The organism is Streptomyces sp. NPDC006335 (assembly GCF_040612795.1).
GTDB lineage: Bacteria > Actinomycetota > Actinomycetes > Streptomycetales > Streptomycetaceae > Streptomyces.
The window spans coordinates 264787-281827 of record NZ_JBEXQX010000010.1; the positions used below are offsets into that span (position 1 = coordinate 264787).

The window sequence follows — 17041 nt, forward strand, 5'->3', positions numbered from 1 at the left end:
CTCGCACCTACCTACGGGAGGACGTGGACGCGCAGCCCCTCCAACCCCCGGATCACGAAGTTCGGCTTGCGCTCCGGCTCCGCCGCCAGGGCGAGTGTCGGGGCCTTCTCCAGCAGGGCCTTCATGGAGGCGGCCAGTTCGATACGGGCCAGGGGCGCGCCGATGCAGTAGTGGATACCGGCGCTGAAGGAGATGTGCGGGTTGTCGACGCGGGCGAGGTCGAGGCGCTCGGGGTCGCGGAACACCTCGGGGTCGTGGTTGGCGGAGCCGAAGAGGAGGGCGATCTCGGCACCGCGCGGGATGGTCGTGCCGTCGATCTCGATGTCGTCCAGGACCCAGCGTTCGAAGAGCTGGAGGGGGGTGTCGTAGCGCATGAGCTCTTCGACGGCCCTCGGGACGAGGGAGTGGTCCGCGCGCAGTGCGGCGAGCTGCTCCGGGTTGCGAAAGAGGGCGTACCAGCCGTTGACCGTGGAGTTCACGGTGGCTTCGTGACCGGCGTTGAGCAGCAGTACGGCCGTGGAGATCATCTCCTGCTCGGTGAGCCGGTCGCCCTCGTCGTGCGCGGCGATGAGCCCCGAGATCAGGTCGTCACCGGGCTCTTTTCGCCGCTCGGCGATGAGCTCCCGCAGGTACTCCGAGAACTCGACGGACGCCCGCACGGCCCTTTCGGCCACGGCCTCCGACGGATTCAACTCGTACATCCCGCAGATGTCCGCCGACCAGGGCCGCAGGGGCGCCCGGTCCTTCTCGGGGATCCCCAGCATCTCGGCGATCACGGCGACGGGCAGCGGCTCGGCGACATCGGTCAGCAGATCACCGCCGCCCTCCGCGACGAGCCGGTCCACCAGCTCACCGGCCAGATCGGTCACGTACGGCCTGAGCTGCTCGACCGTGCGCGGGGTGAACGCCTTCGACACCAGGCGCCGGATCCGGGTGTGGTCCGGCGGCTCCAGGTCGAGCATCCCGTGGTCGTTGAGCGTGTGGAACGGCTCGTGCGCGGCGGGCGGCGCGGTCCGCCCGAAGTCCTCGTGCGTGAACCGGTGCTGGTAGGTCCGCCCGAGCCTGCGGTCCCTGAGCAGCGCGGAGACGTCCGCGTGGTGCGGGACGAGCCACTGATTGGTGGGCTCGTAGTACTGCACACGGCCCTTGGCGCGGAGCTCGGCGTAGGCGGGGTAGGGGTCGGCGAGGAAGGCCGGGTCCCAGGGATCGAAGGCGGTCATGCGGGGACGCTAGCCGCTGATACGGGCTTCTGACCAGGGGTGTTCCTTCAGGTGGTCGATGAGCGCGGTGAAGGCGGGGGCGGGGAAGGTGAGGGTGGCGTGGGTGGGGGCCTTGGAGTCGCGGACGGCTATTCGGGGGTGTACGTCCGCGATCTCGACGCAGGTGTCGCCGTCGCCGCCGCCGGAGTACGAGGACTTGCGCCAGTGCATCACAACTCCTTTTTCAGGCGGTGGATGAAGTCCCGCGACGCCACGGGCTCCAGTGACGCTGCCTGCATCTTAAGGAAGAGTGTTCGAAGCTGTTTCAGCTGAGCCTCCGCGTCGATGAACGCGACGCCGGTGGGAGCGTCCCGAAGGCCGGTGTCCAATCGGGGCACCGGGCCACCGGCGTACATCATCGAGATCCCGGCACCGCCGAAACCGTCTTGGTCGATCGGGATGACCCGCACCGTGGCATGCCCCTGCTCGATCTGTTCGAGGATCTGCTCCAGTTGCGCACGGCAGACGCTACGGTCCGCCACCCGGGTACGGAGCGCGAACTCGTGAATGAGCGTCTCGTACGGCGTCGGATCATCACCCTCGATGACAGCGCGCCGCCTGATCCGGTGCTCCACCCGAGGCGTCAACTCGCTTTCGGGGAGATCGGGTTGCACGTAGGTGTAGACCGCCCGGGCGTAGTCGGCGGTCTGCAGCAGTCCTGGAACGTGCCGACCTGTGGGGCTGGCAGCCGCTGTCCAGGAACGGCAACCGCGGCAAGTACGTGTGGTGCGAACTGGCCGCGGCATGAGGTGCCGTCCGGGTTGACCCTCGACCTTGTGCAGGGCCCAGAGTTCGGGGCGTGGAGAACGACATGCGCAGCATCGGCGAGATGGCTCGCGACAGCGGACTGGGCGTGAGCGCCCTGCGGTTCTACGACCGGGCCGGTGTGCTGGTGCCGGCCTGGGTGGATCCGGTGAGCGGTTATCGCTGGTACGAACCCGAGCAGCTCGAAGAGGCGCGGCTGCTGGCCCGCCTGCGCCGGGCCGGGATGCCGCTGGCGGACATCCGGCTGGTGCTGGCCAGTTGGTCCGGCGCGGACACCGATCTGCTCCGGAAACTGCTCGAAGCACATCTGCGCCGCCTGGAACAGGGGCTTTCCGAGGCCCGCGGCGAGTTCTCCGCACTCCGAGCACTACTCGACCAACGGGAGAACGTCATGACTTCGCTCCGTACCGCCACTCTCCGACTGACCGTCGCCGCACCCGAGCTCGCGGCCGCGCTGGACACGGTCCGTTTCGCGGCGAGCACCGACCCGGAGCTGCCGATGCTCGGCGGGGTGCTGTTCGACATCGAGGGCGAGAGCCTCCGTGTCGTGGCCACCGACCGGTACCGCATGGCCGTGGCGCGGGCCGGTGTCACCGGGCACGACGAGAGCCGCGTCCAGGTCATCGTGCCCACCCCGCTCGCCGACGCGATGCGGGCGCTGTGCCACGGTGAGGGATCCGTGCGGCTCGGCCTCGACGGGGACCACGTGACCCTGGAGGCCGGGGACGGACAGGCCGCCGGTCGGTGTCTCGACCACGACTTCCCCGACTACCGCCGTCTCCTCCCCCGGGCCGGCGACCGCCGCGCCCTCGTCGATGTCGCGGACTTCCGGCAGGCCCTGGAGACGGGCCCCGTCCGCCGCGACGAGACGGGAACGCATGACCTCAGCGTGCTCCGGGTGACGGACGACGGCACGGTGGCCCTCTGCGCCGACGGCGACGACCACCCGGACCGCGTGGCGGTCAACCGCGGCTTCCTGCTGGACGCCCTGGCCGCGGGAGGCCGGGACCGGCTGGTTCTGGAGCTCACGGCCCCCACGGCCCCGATCGCGATCCGCCGCCCCGACGACGAGAACGGCTTCTCGCTCCTGATGCCGGTCCGCCTGGAGGACTGACGCCCCCACACCTGGCCGAGCGGACCGGACACCCCTATCCCGGCGTCACCAGCCGTGCCTCGTAGGCGAACACCGCCGCCTGGGTGCGGTCCCTGAGGCCCAGCTTCACCAGGACGCGGCTGACATGGGTCTTGATCGTCGACTCGGCCACCACCAGACGCTCGGCCATCTCCGAGTTGGACAGGCCCTGGGCGATGAGGATCAGCACCTCCGTCTCGCGGTCGGTGAGGTCGCCGTAGGCCGTGTGGGCCGAGGCCATGAGCCTCGGGGACTGCGACAGTTTGGAGAACTCCGTGATCAGACGCCTGGTGACCGAGGGGGCCAGGAGTGCCTCGCCGGAGGCCACCACCCTCACCCCCTCGGCGAGTTGACGGGCCGAGGCGTCCTTGAGGAGGAAGCCCGAGGCTCCCGCGCGCAGGGCCTGGTACACGTACTCGTCGAGGTCGAAGGTCGTCAGGACCAGCACCTTCGCCGTGCCGTCGGCCGCGACGATCTCCCTGGTCGCCTCGATGCCGTTCAGCTCCGGCATCCGGATGTCCATCAGGACCACGTCGGGGGCGAGTTCGCGGACCCGGTCCACCGCCTCGCGGCCGTTGACGGCCTCCCCGACCACTTCGATGTCCGGCATCGCGTTCAGCAGCACCGAGAAGCCCTCGCGGACCATCATCTGGTCGTCCGCGACCAGGACCCGGATCGTCATGCCTCGCCCTCGTCCCTCAGCGGCACCGGCAGGAACACCGTCACCTCGTACCCGCCCTCGTCCGTGGCGCCCGCCGTCATCTCGCCGTTCAGCATGGAGACCCGCTCCCGCATGCCGGTGATGCCGTGGCCCGCTCCGGGCGAGGGCTTCAGCAGCGACAGCTCGGGCCGCGGGCCGTTGACTATGCGCAGGCCGAGGCCGCCCAGGACGTATCCGATCTCGACCCGCGCGCTCGCCCCCGGGGCGTGGCGCAGGGTGTTGCTCAGCGCCTCCTGGACGATCCGGTACGCCGACAGCTCCACGCCCTGCGGGAGTTCACGCACCGCCCCGGTGACCGCCTTGTCGACGCTCAGGCCCGCTCCGCGCACGTTGTCGAGGAGCGAGTCGAGGTCGGCGAGGGTGGGCTGCGGGGCGTCCGGCGCCTCGTAGTCCTCGGCGCGGACCACGCCCAGGACCCGGCGCAGTTCGGTCAGGGCCGCCACCGCGTTCTCCCGGATGGTGGCGAACGCCTTCTCCAGCTCGGGGGGCGGGTTCTCCACCCGGTAGGGGGCCGCCTCCGCCTGGATGGCGACGACCGACATGTGGTGGGCGACCACGTCGTGCAGCTCGCGGGCGATGGTCGTGCGTTCCTCCAGCAGCGTGCGGCGGGAGCGTTCGTGCTCGGTCACCGTCTGCTGGGCGGTCACCGTCTGCTCGGCGCTCCGGCGTATGTGCCACAGGCTCACGACGAGCAGGGACAGCGCGGAGACGAACAGCAGCTCCACGGTGTTGGAGCGGTAGTAGTGCCCGCCGCCGAGGGCCGCCTGCCACATCAGGCCGTAGACCCCGGTCAGCAACCACATCCAGGCCGCCGTGCGCGGCCTGGTGCGCACGGCCACCGCGGTGAGCACGACCAGGTGGCAGGCGAAGCTGCCCGGCAGCCATGGCCAGTCCTGCTGCCAGGAGTTGACGAAGGCCATCGGATAGGCGATCGCGGTCGCGGCCAATGACAGCCAGAAGGCCATGATCGGCCGCACCATGGTCAGCAGGATCGGGACCAGGGCGAGCAGGCCGACGAAGAGATTGGTGGTCGCCCCGCGACCGCTGTTGTCCGAGCCGATGAGCATCGCGATCAGGCCGGCCGCGGTGATCAGCGCGTGGGGTGTCCAGACCGCGTACTCCCGCAGCCGCCCGGTCAGCAGGCGGGAGAGCCCCTTGCCGGCACTCCGGGGAGGCAGCGGGCGATAGGCGAAGGCAGCACTGATCAGGTCGTGCCGCAGGCCACGCAGGGCGTCCACGGCTGCCCTGAACTCCGGGCTGCGGGGCTTGTACGCGTCGTATCCGCCGCTGCCGCCCTGCGGAGGTGTCGTGTGCGTCTCGGTCGTATGGGTCACGTTCAAAACGTAGGCGGGGGCGGGGGTCACCGTCGTCACCAGTGAGACGGGTCCTTCCGGGTCCCCCTCAGGTACTACGGGTCCGGGAGGGGCCGTCACCGGTACCCCGAGGGCCGCACCAGCCCCGACTCGTACGCGAACACCGCCGCCTGGGTGCGGTCCCTCAGGCCCAGCTTCACCAGGATGCGGCCCACGTGCGTCTTCACGGTCTGCTCGGCCACGACCAGCCGCTCGGCGATCTCGGCGTTCGACAGGCCCTGTGCGATCAGCGCGAGGACCTCCGTCTCGCGCTCGGTCAGCTCGCCGATCCGGCTCTTGTGCGGGGCGCGGGGCCGCTTGTCGAGACGGGAGAACTCGGCGATCAGCCGCCGGGTGATGCCGGGCGCGAGCAGCGCGTCCCCGGCCGCCACCACGCGCACGGCCTCGGCGAGCTGCTCCGCGGAGGCGTCCTTCAGCAGGAACCCGGACGCGCCGGCCCGCAGCGCCTCGTAGACGTACTCGTCGAGGTCGAAGGTGGTCAGCACCAAGACCCTGATCTCCGGGTGCTCGCCGGTGATGCGGCGGGTGGCCTCGATGCCGCCCAGCTCGGGCATGCGGATGTCCATCAGGACGACGTCCGGGACGAGTTCGGCGACCTTGGCGACGGCGTCGAGGCCGTCGACCGCCTGCCCGATCACCTCGATGCCGGGCTGGGCGCCCAGCAGCACGCTGAAGCCCTGCCGGACCATCTGTTGGTCGTCGGCGATGAGTACGCGGATGGGGCTGCTCGTCATACGGTGCCGTCCTTGGATTCGCTGACCTGGTCGGGGCCGCCCGGGGGCGCCGTCGGAAGATACGCGGCCACCTCGTAGCCGCCGTCGGGGTGGGGGCCGGCACGCAGTGTCCCGCCCAGCATCGCGGCCCGCTCCCGCATGCCGAGCAGTCCGTGTCCCGCGCCCGGCGAGGCGGCCACGCGGTGGGTGGGACGGGAGTTGACGATCCGCACGTCCACCCCGTGCACGTAGTGGACGAGCGCCACGGAGGCGGTGGCGCCGGGCGCGTGGCGCAGGACGTTGCTCAGCGCCTCCTGCACGATCCGGTACGCCGACAGCTCCACGCCGGACGGCAGGGGCCGCCGGACGCCCCGCACGTCGACCTGGACGCTCAGTCCGGCCGCCCGGGTGTTCTCCACCAGCGCGTCGAGCCGGTCGAGGGTGGGCTGCGGCGCGTGCGGGGCGGTGCCGGTGACGGGCTCGGCGGACTCCTGCGCCGTGTCGGGGTGCTCGGCGCGCAGCACGCCCAGGACCCGGCGCAGCTCGGTCAGCGCCTCCAGCGCGTTCTGCCGGATGCCGTCGAGGTTCTCCCGGAGCTCGTCGGACGGGTTCTCGACGAGGTGCGGGGCGACCTGGGCCTGGATCGAGATGACGGACATGTGGTGGGCGACGACGTCGTGCAGTTCGCGCGCGATCCGGCTGCGCTCCTCCAGCAGGGTGCGGCGGGCCCGTTCCTCGGCGGTGAGCGTGGTCTGCCGGCCGAGCTCCGCGCGGGCCTCGCGGCGGCCGCGCAGGGCGGTGCCGAGCACCACCACCACAGTGAACAGGGTGACCGCGAGGACCCCGGTGGGCTGGAAGTCGGACGCGCCCAGCACACCTTCGGTGAGGTACGAGAGCGCCATGGTCACTGCTAGCGCCTCGACGGCCACGCGTGCGGGAACCCGCAGGGCGAGCAGCAGCAGTACGGTCATGTGTCCGATGAGCCCGGCGGAGGACCAGGGCCAGGTGAAGTCGTGCGCGCCCCCGGCCAGCAGCTGTCGACGCACCTCGATGGCGCCGACCAGCATGGCCCCGGTCGAGATCCACCACGCCGGGACGGGCCGCCACAGCGCGAACACGATGGCGGCACCCTGTGCGAGACCGATCGCGAAGGCGAGGCTGAGCCCCACCCCGCCGTTGTCCTGGAGCTGCCCCACGGCGCCGACCGTTACCCCGAACGCGACCAGGCACAGCAGACCGTGCGGCAGCCAGCGCAGCCACACCGACGGGGGCAGCGGATCCATCCGGAGCGTGCACAGATCGGCACGCAGCACCCGCAGCCACCGCAGCACACGGCCTCTGACCACCTGTTGGACCCCCGTCTCCCGCACGTCGACCACCCTAGGCACGACGCGCCTCCTTCGCTGCCACCGGTTCCGTTCGGCGGTGAGCCCGGATCACCCGTGACGGGCGGCTCCCGACCCTGCGCGGCCCTTGCTCGAAGGACCGGAAGGCGGACCGGCAAACGGCCAGGACGAGGACGAACACCGGCAGCCAGGCCAGCCGGGCCACCACCCAGCCCAGCCCCTCGGGCACGGTGTGCAGCCCGGGGAGCCTGCCCAGGGCGAGGCCGGTGGCCGTGGTGGCCATCAGCGCCGTCTGATGCCACAGGAAGATCGTCATCGCGGAGAGGTTGACCAGCGCGACGGCCGCCCAGACCGCGGGGCGGCGCATACCGCCGCGCAACCGGTCGCGCAGCAGCAGCGCCAGACCGCACTGGGCCAGGCCGAAGGTGACGGCGGCCAGCGTCGGCGGGTTCAGGTTGGAGACGGCGGCGCCCGGCACTCCGACCATCGACGCCGGATACCCGGCCCACCCGACGAGCACCGCGGTCGCCGCCGCACCGCCCCCGAGCAGGAGCCACCCCACACGCCGCCCTTCCAGCTCGCCCCGGGTCCAGGCCGCTCCCAGGGTGTACGGGACCAGCCAGCCCGCCGCCAGGTTGACCCAGCCGAGCCAGTCGGGGCCGCCGAGCCCGAAGCGGACGATGTCCACGTGCAGGACGACGGCCAGCGGCCACAGCGGGTGCAGCCGCCGCAGCAGCGGGGTCGCGGCCGTGAGGGCGCCGAAGACCAGGAGGAACCACATCGGGGACAGGGCGAGTCTGACCAGGGCGCGGACCGTCCCGAACGGGGCACCCGTCAGCAGCAGGGCCGTCGCGGTCACCGTCCACAGGGCGAGGACGGCGGCCACCGGCTTGAACAGCCGTGCCAGACGGCTCGTCAGCCACTGCCGGTACGTCGTCCCGCGGGCGCGTGCCGAGGTGTAACCGCGGGTCGCCACATGGCCGCCGACCAGGAAGAACACCGCCAGGGTCTGGAAGGCCCAGGAGATCGGGGCCAGCCACGGCATGTGCTGGAGCGGGCTCGCCGTGTGCAGGGCGCCGCCATCGGCGACCAGGGCGGTCACCAGCCAGTGGCCGAGGACGACGCCGAGTATCGCGAAGGCGCGCAGGGCGTCGACGGCACGGTCCCGACCGGGCGGTGTCGCCGCGTCGATCCGGTCGGCGGCCCGGCGTAGGCCGTCCGAACCCCGGCGTATGCCGTCGCGTACGCCACCCCGGGGGTGGTGGGTCTCAGGCACGGGTCACCTCCGCGGTGTCTCCGAGGACGATCCGGGCGAGATTGGTCAAGGAGACCGAGCCCGGTCTGAAGTAGTCGCTGTGGCCGCCCTCACCGGCGGCGAAGACATGGGCGCCGAAGGCCGGGGAGAGGGGGTCGGTGCCGAAGCCGACGGTGACGCCGAAGACATCACTCCTGACGTGGGGGACCTCGGCGATCCAGTCGTCCTTGCCCCTGGCCGCCCAGACCCGGGCGGAGGTGCGCAGGGCCGACACGGTGTCCGCGCCGGTGCCGGGGCTGCCGACGAGGGCCAGGTCGGCGATGTCCAGGTGGGCGGCGGCCCGGGCGCAGACCACCGTGCCGTAGGAATGGCAGACGAGGGAGACGGTGGTGTCGCGGCCTACGACGCCCCGGAGTCGGCGTATGAGCGTGCGCAGGTGGGGGGCCGCTTCGTCCGCTCTGCTCGTGGTCAGCACCGTGGTGCTGACCGTGTCCGGGGTGCGGTAGCCGAGCCAGGCGACCACCGCGGTCCGGGTGCCGTGGGGAGCGGTGGCGGTGAGCTGCCGCCGCAGGGCCACCGCCGTCGCCCGGAAGCGGTCGTAGGTGTCCAGGGATGTGTCGGAGCCGGGGACCAGGACGGCCACGTGGTCGGCGCGGGCCAGGTCGCCGAAAACCTCTGTCGCCCTGCCGGGGCCCCGGCCGTCGAAGGTGAGCAGGTGGCGGGCGGGGGCGGCCAACCCCCGGTCCGCCGCCGCGCGGTGGGTGTCGCCGTGGGCCGCGGCCGCGCGGGCGGCCTCGGCGGCGTTGGCGCTGTTCGCGGCGTAGATCTCGTCGACGGTGGCGGCGGTGGGCGTCGGGAGCGTGGCGGGAGGCGGGGACGGGATCTCGGGGCGGGCGGCCGCGGAGAGCGGGACCACCACCGCGGCGGTGATGAGGGTGGCGAGGAGGGCCCGACGCCAGGAGTGGACGCGGCGGGCAAGCTTCTCACGGCCGCCCTGGCCGCCCTGGCCGCCCTGGCCGTCCGCCATGTTCTGCCGCGTGTCATCGCGGCGCTCGCGCCGGCCCCTCCCGCTGCTCCCCACAGTCCTCGCCCCTCCCCGGTCCGCCCGGCCATCGGGCTTGTCTGGAAGGGAAGTTACGGAGTCACGACTGTCGTCCGCGTCACGCCAGGGAGCTCTTTGGCGCCGTAGCTCTCAGGTATTACGGGTATCACCGGGAGGGGACGGAACAGCCTCCCGAACCGGCCTCACCACGCCAACTGCGCGATCTCCTCCGCCGCCACCGCGCACGCGTCCGCCGCCGGGTCGATCAGGGGGAAGTGGCCGACGTCCTCCAGCAGCGTCAGGCCCACCACCTCGCCCGCCTTGGCCGCCGCGTCGGCGTAGGCCTCGGCGACCGCCTGCGGGACGACCGTGTCGGTGCGGCCCTGGACGAGGGTGGTCGCGATGCCGGTGGGCAGCAGCAGGGCGGGGTCGGCGTACGGCAGGCGCGCGGTGAACCCCTCGTTGCCGCCCAGGAGTTGACGGCAGGCTCCGCCGCACACGTCCAGCTTGTCGGCGACCGTGAAGTCGGCGATCGGGGCGAGGGCGACGACCCCGCGCAGGGGCGCAGGCCGGTCGATGCGCCACGCGGCGTCGGCCGGCAGGAGGTGCCGGGCCGCGGCCCACAGCGCGAGGTGGCCGCCCGCGGAGTGGCCGGTGACGACCATGCGGCGCGGGTCGGCCTGGGGGAGGGACTCCCGCACGAGCCCGGGAAGCGCGTCCATGGCGGCGGCCACGTCGTCGAAGGTCTCGGGCCAGCGCCCGGCCACGGGACCGACGCCACCGGCCCCGGAACCCGCGCCGGGACTGGCACCGGTACCCGCACCGCCCCCGGACGCGGCACCCTGCCCCGGAATGGCGATCCCGCCCCGCCGGTACTCCACATTGGCCACCGCGAACCCCCGCCGGGCCAGGAAGTCCGCGAACGGTGTCACATGCCGCCGGTCGTACGGCGTCCGCCACGCACCACCGTGCAGGACGACGACCAGCGGCGCGCGACCGCCCCCCGGAGACACCGACACGCGCGGGGCGTAGAAGTCGATCACCTGGTCGGGGTCGTCGCCGTACGCCGCGGTGGCGTCGGGGTCGACCGGCGGGTGCGAGAAGGCCGACTCCTCCTCGGCCGCGGCACGGGCTTCCGCGGCGGCACGGGCTGCGGCGTCGTCCGGCATGCTCCAACCTCTCAGCGACGAAACGGATCTGACGGACCGTGAAACATCCTGGAAGAGAATTCGGCCGTTGGCCGGGACGGTATCAGGCCCATGACGTGCGCGGACACGGGGATGTCACGCTGGGTGAGGGCTAAACGGTTCTGCTGTTTCGTTACGCTGACGGCGTGTCCGCCCCGCGCGTCCGGAGCACCCGAGGAGACCGTCATGCCCGCCGAACACGCCGAACCCGCCGAACACGCCGCGCACACCGAACCGGCCGAAAAGGCCGAGCACGCCGAACCCGGCACCGTCCGCCCCGGCGGCCGTACCGCACGTGTGCGTGCGGCCGTGCTGCGGGCGGCCGGAGACGTGCTCGCCGAGCAGGGCTTCGACCGCCTCGATCTCGCCGAGGTCGCCCGCCGCGCGGAGGTCGGCAAGACCACCGTGTACCGGCGCTGGGGCACGGTCACCGCGCTGGTCGCCGACCTGCTCGCCGACATGGCCGAGCAGTCGCTGCCCCGCACCCGCACCGGCTCGGTCCGCGACGATCTGCGGGCCAACGCCTCCCTGGTCCAGCGGACGCTCGCCGACCCCCGGCAGGGCGCGCTGTTCCGCGCGGTCATCGCCGCGGCGGCCTGCGACCCGCGTACGGCCGAGGCGCTGCGGCACTTCTACGACGTACGGATCGCCGAGTGGGCCCCCTGTGTGACGGAGGGCGTCGCGCGCGGACAGCTCCCCGTCGGCACGGACCCGGCGACCGTCGTACGGGCGGTCTCCGCGCCCCTCTACTACGGCCTCCTCACCACCGGCACCGCCCCCGACCCGGCCGCCGCCGAACGCGCGGCGGACGCGGCCCTCGCGGCAGCGGAAGCCGGGGTGTACGTCACGCGGGGCTGAGGCGACGGAACGCGTCAGGCGAGCGTCTCCCCCAGCACCCGCGCCGCCCGCTCCACGTCCGCGAACCCGACGTACAGCGGCGTGAAACCGAACCGCAGCACGTCCGGGTGCCGGAAGTCGCCCACCACACCCCGTTCGATGAGCCGCTTCATCACCTCACCCGCGTCCTCGCAGCGCAGCGCGACCTGGCTGCCCCGCTCGGCGTGGGCCAGGGGGGTCACGCACTCGACGCGGCCCTCGTCGACGTACGACGAGACGCACTCCAGGAAGAAGTCCGTCAGGGCGAGGGACTTGGCGCGCACCGCCTCGACCGTCACCCCGTCCCAGACCTCCAGGGCCGCCTCCAGGGCGAGCATGGACAGGATGTCGGGCGTGCCGACGCGGCCCCGCAGCGCGCCCGGCGCCGGTTCGTACGACGGCCGCATCCCGAAGGGCTCCGCATGGGAGGTCCACCCGGGCAGCGGGGAGTCGAAGCGGTCCTGGTGCTCACGGCGCACATAGAGGTACGCCGGTGAACCGGGGCCGCCGTTGAGGTACTTGTAGGTGCAGCCGACCGCGAGGTCGACGCCGTGCGCGTCGAGCCCGACCGGCAGGGCGCCCGCGCTGTGGCACAGGTCCCAGACGGCGATGGCGCCCGCCGATCGCACGGCGGCGGTGAGCCCGGGCAGGTCGTGCAGGCGCCCGGTGCGGTAGTCGACGTGGTTGAGCAGGACGGCCGCCGTACGGCCGCTCAGCACGCCCGGCACCTGCGCCGGGGTCACCGCCCGCAGGGTGCAGCCGGTCATGCGGGCCGCGGACTCGGCGATGTACCCGTCCGTGGGGAAGGTGGTCGCGTCGACGACCACCTCGTCCCGGCCGGCCGCCGGACCTCCCGCGAGCCGTACCGCACCCACAAGTGCCTTGAAGACGTTGACACTTGTCGAGTCGCCGACCACGATCTGCCCGGCCGCCGCCCCGACCAGCGGGGCGATCAGGTCACCGATCCGCTCCGGCGCGGTCCACCAGCCGCTCTCGTCCCAGGACCGGATCCTGAGCGACCCCCACTGGCGGCGTACGACGTCCTCGACGCGCTCCGGGACGGCGGCCGGGAGCGCGCCCAGCGAGTTGCCGTCCAGATACACCACGTCGTCGAGCACGAATCGCGAGCGCACGCCCGCGAGTTCGTCGGTAGAGTCCAACTTCTCCGCGCGCAAGGTCTGTTCAGACATGCGACCGCGCCGTCCACAGCTCCGGGAACACGTTCTTCTGCGCGCGCTTCTCCAGCCAGGCCACCCCGGCGGAGCCGCCCGTGCCGGCCTTGGAGCCCATCGCGCGGCGGGTGGCGACGAGGTGGTCGTTGCGCCAGCGCCACACCAGCTCGGCGACATCGGTCAACGCCTCGCCCAGGCGGGCGAGTTCGTCGTGCTCGGGGCCGGAGTAGAGCGCCGTCCAGGCGGCCTCGACCTCCTCCGACGGCTCGTAGCGGCGGGACACGTCCCGGTCCAGTACGGCGGACGGGATGGCGTGCCCGCGCCGCGCGAGCAGCCGCAGCACCTCGTCGTACAGGCTCGGCTCGTGCAGCGCCTTCTCCAGCTCGGCGTGGACGCGCGGCGCGCCCCGGTGCGGGACGAGCATGGAGGCGGACTTGTCGCCGAGCAGGAACTCCATGCGGCGGTACATCGCCGACTGGAACCCGGATCCCTCGCCGAGGGCCGAACGGTAGGAGTTGAACTGCGCGGGCGTGAGCTGGCCGAGGGGCTTCCAGGAGGCGTTCAGCGCCTCCAGCTCCCGTACGGAACGCTTCAGCGCGGCGACCGCCGTGGGCACGTCGTCGGAGCGCAGCGCGGCGGCCGCGGTCTCCCACTCGTGCACGATGACGGTGAACCACAGCTCCATGACCTGGGTCGTGACCAGGAAGACCATCTCTCCGGGATCGTCGGAGAGGGTGTGCTGGAGGTGGGTGAGCACGTCCGCCTTGACGTAGTCCTCGTACGGCGTCGTGCCTTGGAAGTCGAGATGCGGGGTCTCCGGCTCCTGCGTTTCCTGAGCCTCATGGGACGACATCGCTGTCTCCTGTTTGTACTCCGGGTAGCGGTCCGCCCTGCCGTTACCGACACGGGGCCCCGGTCCCCGCCGGGCATCCTCTTCCATGCTCCCCGGAAATGGCAAGGCCCGCCTGGTCACACAGGCGGGCCCGGAGAACGTACGGCGATCAGCCCAGCGTCTCGGCCGCCGTGAGGGAGGAGTCCTTCAGGAACTGCGAGCAGCGCTCGTACTCCTCCTGCTCGCCGATGGCGCCGGCGGCACGGGCGAGGGCGTGCAGGGCGCGCAGGAAGCCGCGGTTCGGCTCGTGCTCCCACGGGACCGGCCCGTGGCCCTTCCAGCCGTTGCGGCGCAGCGAGTCCAGGCCGCGGTGGTAGCCCGTACGGGCATAGGCGTACGACTCCACGACACTGCCCCGCTCGAACGCCTCGTCGGCCAGCTGGGCCCAGGCCAGCGAGGAGGTCGGGTACTTCGCGGCGACATCCGCGGGGGCGGTGCCGTTCGCCAGGAGCTCACGGGGCTCCGGGTCGTCGGGGAGGTGGGTCGGGGGCGGGCCCCCGAGAAGGTTCTCGTGAATGGACATGGGTCCAGTCTCCCTCGCCGACGGCAGGTTTTCGGCTGCGGGTCCGAGGGGGCTGGTCGCGCAGTTCCCCGCGCCCCCAGACAGGTGGGTACAGCTCGACCAGCCTGCACCGCACCCGCGGCCGGCCTACGACAGCCGCCCCCGAGCCCTCTCCCCCTCCAGCGGCGGCGACAGCACCGCCCCGTGCGTCCGGCACTCCGGCTTCCGACACCCCGCCGGCAGCGACCGCACCGTCACGAAAGCGACCACCGACCCCACCACCAGCACCACCGCACACACCACCATCGCCCGCCCGAAGGCGTCGTCGAAGGCCGAAGCCGACCGGTACGCCTCCTCCCCCATCCCCGCGATCAGCGGCAGCGCGGCCACCGCGATCAGGCCCGCCGCCCGGGCCGCCGCGTTGTTGATCCCGCTCGCCAGCCCCGCCCGCGAGGCGTCCACCGACCCCAGCACGGTCGCCGTCAGCGGCGCGACCAGCATGACCATGCCGGTGCCGAGGACGAGCAGCGCGGGAAGGACGTCCACCATGTACGACGCCCCCGGCCCGACCCGCAGCATCAGCAGCATGCCGACCGCGCACAGCAGCGGGCCCGCGGTGAGCGGGATGCGCGGCCCGATGCGGTCGGCGAGGGCGCCCGAGCGGGCCGAGAACAGCAGCATGAGGGCGGTCGTCGGCAGCAGGGCCGTACCGGCCTGGAGGGCCGACCAGCCGACCACCACCTGGAGCTGGAGCGCGGCCAGGAAGAAGAAGCCGCCGAAGGCCGCGTACACGCACAGGGTGACCAGGTTGACCGCGGTGAACTGCCGGGACGCGAAGATCCCGAGCGGCATCATGGGGTCGGGCCGCCGCTTCTCCACGGCGACGAAGGCCACCCCGGCGGCCACCCCCGCGAGCGCCACGGCGGCGACCAGCAGGGAGCCGGAACGCGCCTCGATCAGCGCGTACGTCACCAGCGCGAGCGCCAGCGCGCCGAGGACCGCGCCGAGGACGTCGAAACGCCCGTGATCACTACGCCCGTCCGCGGACTCCGGCACATGCCGTACGGCGATCGGCGCGCACACCAGCGCCAGCGGGACGTTGAGCAGGAACACCCAGCGCCAGCCGGGACCGTCCACCAGCCAGCCGCCCACGAAGGGGCCGACGGCCGCCCCGATGCCCCCGAACCCGGACCACAGCCCGACGGCCCGGCCCCGGTCGTCGGGGTGGAAGGAGGCCTGGATCAGGGCCAGCGACCCGGGCGTGAGCAGGGCGCCGCCCACCCCCTGGAGCGCCCGGGCGGCGACGAGGACACCAGCGTTCGGGGCGAGCCCGCACAGCAGGGAGGCGGCCGCGAACCACACCACCCCCACCACGAAGACCTTGCGGCGGCCGTACCGGTCCCCGAGGGAGCCGCCGAGCAGGATCAGCCCGGCCAGCGTCAGCATGTACGCGTTGACCGTCCACTGGAGGGCGGCGAGGTCGGCGTCCAGGTCGCGGCCGATGCGCGGCAGGGCGACGTTGACGACGGTCGAGTCCAGCAGCGCCATGCTGGAGCCGAGGACGGTGGTGAGCAGGATCCACTTGCCTTGCGGCGAGGCCAGCCGGACGTCGGACATGGCCCAGGTATACAGCGAGCCCGGTGCCGCAGCACCGGGCTCACCGCAATCAGCCGTAAGAAGGCTTACTTGATCTTCGTGCCCGCCGAGCGCAGGTTCTGCGTGGCCTCGACGACACGGGCGGCCATGGAGGCCTCCGCGAGCTTGCCCCAGGTGCGCGGGTCGTAGGTCTTCTTGGAGCCGACCTCGCCGTCGACCTTCAGGACGCCGTCGTAGTTGCGGAACATGTGGTCGGCGACCGGACGCGTGAAGGCGTACTGGGTGTCGGTGTCGATGTTCATCTTGACGACGCCGTTCTCCAGCGCGGTGCGGATCTCCTCCTCCGTGGAGCCGGAGCCGCCGTGGAAGACGAAGTCGAACGGCTGGGACCCGGCCGGCTTGCCGAACTTGGCGGCCACGCCGTCGTTCAGCTCCTTCAGCAGGTCGGGGCGGAGCACGACGTTGCCCGGCTTGTACACACCGTGGACGTTGCCGAAGGAGGCGGCCAGCAGGTAGCGGCCCTTCTCGCCCAGGCCGAGCGCCTCCGCCGTACGAATCGCGTCGTCGACGGTCGTGTACAGGGAGTCGTTGATCTCGTGCGAGACGCCGTCCTCCTCGCCGCCGGTCGGGGTGATCTCGACCTCAAGGATGATCTTGGCGGCGCGGGCGCGCTCCAGGAGCTCCTGGGCGATGGAGAGGTTGTCGGCGAGGGTCTCCGCCGAGCCGTCCCACATGTGCGACTGGAACAGCGGGTTGCCGCCGGCCTTCACGCGCTCCTCGGACACGGCGAGCAGCGGGCGTACGTACCCGTCGAGCTTGTCCTTGGGGCAGTGGTCGGTGTGCAGGGCGACGGTGACCGGGTACTTCTCGGCGACGATGTGCGCGAACTCGGCGAGGGCCACGGAACCCGTGACCATCTCCTTGCTGTACTGGCCGCCCAGGAACTCGGCGCCACCGGTCGAGATCTGGATGATGCCGTCGCTCTCGGCCTCAGCGAAGCCGCGCAGCGCAGCGTGCAGGGTCTGGGTCGAGGTCACGTTGATGGCCGGGTAGGCGAACTTGCCCGCCTTCGCCCGGTCCAGCATCTCGTTGTAGACCTCGGGGGTTGCGATCGGCATGTGTCCGCTCCTTGTATCTGCGGGTTGGCGTACTGCGTGCTTACGGCCCTGACCTAGACCTTGTGTGGGGGTTCGACGTCATCGTCGGCCTC

Annotated in this window: 16 protein-coding genes and 2 pseudogenes; 3 read left to right on the forward strand and 15 right to left on the reverse strand. The window is 72.2% G+C overall.

All coding sequences use genetic code 11. The annotated features are described in order from the left end of the window. Positions 1-11: 11 nt before the first annotated feature. The 3 genes and pseudogenes from ABZ098_RS27370 to ABZ098_RS27380 form a co-directional block, all read right to left on the reverse strand. On the reverse strand, positions 12-1220 hold the full coding sequence (locus ABZ098_RS27370; protein ID WP_356595453.1) for a cytochrome P450: 1209 nt from the start codon (positions 1218-1220) through the stop codon (positions 12-14). Positions 1221-1229: 9 nt separating this feature from the next. After that, positions 1230-1430, reverse strand: a complete 201-nt coding sequence (locus ABZ098_RS27375; RefSeq protein ID WP_356595455.1) for a DUF397 domain-containing protein — start codon at positions 1428-1430, stop codon at positions 1230-1232. After that, positions 1430-1927 (reverse strand): annotated as a pseudogene (locus ABZ098_RS27380) (DUF5753 domain-containing protein); the annotation flags it as partial. The gene ABZ098_RS27375 and the pseudogene ABZ098_RS27380, both read right to left, overlap by 1 nt. Between ABZ098_RS27380 and ABZ098_RS27385 the strand changes: the two are divergent. Both ABZ098_RS27385 and ABZ098_RS27390 read left to right on the forward strand, forming a co-directional pair. After that, a pseudogene (locus ABZ098_RS27385) lies at positions 1927-2007 on the forward strand (ATP-binding protein); the annotation flags it as partial. The pseudogenes ABZ098_RS27380 and ABZ098_RS27385 sit on opposite strands and share 1 nt — an antisense overlap. A 63-nt stretch (positions 2008-2070) precedes the next feature. After that, positions 2071-3138, forward strand: a complete 1068-nt coding sequence (locus ABZ098_RS27390) for a MerR family transcriptional regulator (protein WP_356595458.1) — start codon at positions 2071-2073, stop codon at positions 3136-3138. Between the two features lie 34 nt (positions 3139-3172). Here ABZ098_RS27390 and ABZ098_RS27395 read toward each other — a convergent pair whose 3' ends face one another. From ABZ098_RS27395 to ABZ098_RS27425, 7 genes are all read right to left on the reverse strand, one after another. Then, positions 3173-3838, reverse strand: a complete 666-nt coding sequence (locus ABZ098_RS27395; RefSeq protein ID WP_356595460.1) for a response regulator transcription factor — start codon at positions 3836-3838, stop codon at positions 3173-3175. Next, positions 3835-5211, reverse strand: coding sequence for a histidine kinase (locus ABZ098_RS27400; protein WP_356595462.1), 1377 nt, complete (start codon positions 5209-5211; stop codon positions 3835-3837). The genes ABZ098_RS27395 and ABZ098_RS27400 overlap by 4 nt, the downstream gene beginning before the upstream one ends. A gap of 95 nt (positions 5212-5306) precedes the next feature. Further along, on the reverse strand, positions 5307-5984 hold the full coding sequence (locus ABZ098_RS27405) for a response regulator transcription factor (protein ID WP_356595464.1): 678 nt from the start codon (positions 5982-5984) through the stop codon (positions 5307-5309). Then, a complete protein-coding gene (locus ABZ098_RS27410; RefSeq protein ID WP_356595466.1) occupies positions 5981-7351 on the reverse strand; it encodes a histidine kinase in 1371 nt (456 codons plus the stop codon). The genes ABZ098_RS27405 and ABZ098_RS27410 overlap by 4 nt, the downstream gene beginning before the upstream one ends. Continuing rightward, positions 7344-8585, reverse strand: coding sequence for an acyltransferase (locus ABZ098_RS27415; RefSeq protein WP_356595468.1), 1242 nt, complete (start codon positions 8583-8585; stop codon positions 7344-7346). Before ABZ098_RS27415 ends, ABZ098_RS27410 begins: the two co-directional genes overlap by 8 nt. Beyond that, positions 8578-9591 carry an alpha/beta hydrolase gene (locus ABZ098_RS27420; protein WP_356595470.1) on the reverse strand — a complete coding sequence of 338 codons (1014 nt, stop codon included), beginning with the start codon at positions 9589-9591 and terminating at the stop codon, positions 8578-8580. Before ABZ098_RS27420 ends, ABZ098_RS27415 begins: the two co-directional genes overlap by 8 nt. Before the next feature lie 218 nt (positions 9592-9809). After that, positions 9810-10775 carry an alpha/beta hydrolase gene (locus ABZ098_RS27425; RefSeq protein WP_356595472.1) on the reverse strand — a complete coding sequence of 322 codons (966 nt, stop codon included), beginning with the start codon at positions 10773-10775 and terminating at the stop codon, positions 9810-9812. A gap of 204 nt (positions 10776-10979) precedes the next feature. Between ABZ098_RS27425 and ABZ098_RS27430 the strand changes: the two genes are divergently transcribed. Continuing rightward, on the forward strand, positions 10980-11651 hold the full coding sequence (locus ABZ098_RS27430) for a TetR/AcrR family transcriptional regulator (RefSeq protein ID WP_356595475.1): 672 nt from the start codon (positions 10980-10982) through the stop codon (positions 11649-11651). Between the two features lie 14 nt (positions 11652-11665). Here the strand turns inward: ABZ098_RS27430 and kynU are convergent, their stop codons facing one another. From kynU to fbaA, 5 genes are all read right to left on the reverse strand, one after another. Further along, positions 11666-12859 (reverse strand): kynureninase, encoded by a 1194-nt coding sequence (gene kynU, locus ABZ098_RS27435; RefSeq protein ID WP_356595477.1) that lies wholly within the window; start codon positions 12857-12859, stop codon positions 11666-11668. After that, positions 12852-13694, reverse strand: a complete 843-nt coding sequence (locus ABZ098_RS27440; protein WP_356595479.1) for a tryptophan 2,3-dioxygenase family protein — start codon at positions 13692-13694, stop codon at positions 12852-12854. Before ABZ098_RS27440 ends, kynU begins: the two co-directional genes overlap by 8 nt. 148 nt (positions 13695-13842) lie before the next feature. Continuing rightward, the gene (locus ABZ098_RS27445) at positions 13843-14256 is read right to left on the reverse strand and encodes a DUF3151 domain-containing protein (protein WP_037718008.1); all 414 of its coding nucleotides are present in this window, start codon (positions 14254-14256) and stop codon (positions 13843-13845) included. A 126-nt stretch (positions 14257-14382) separates the two neighbouring features. Beyond that, positions 14383-15852 (reverse strand): MFS transporter, encoded by a 1470-nt coding sequence (locus ABZ098_RS27450; RefSeq protein WP_356595481.1) that lies wholly within the window; start codon positions 15850-15852, stop codon positions 14383-14385. Positions 15853-15917: 65 nt separating this feature from the next. Then, positions 15918-16949: a class II fructose-bisphosphate aldolase gene (gene fbaA, locus ABZ098_RS27455; RefSeq protein WP_351989282.1), complete on the reverse strand. Its 1032-nt coding sequence runs from the start codon at positions 16947-16949 to the stop codon at positions 15918-15920. Positions 16950-17041 lie beyond the last annotated feature (92 nt).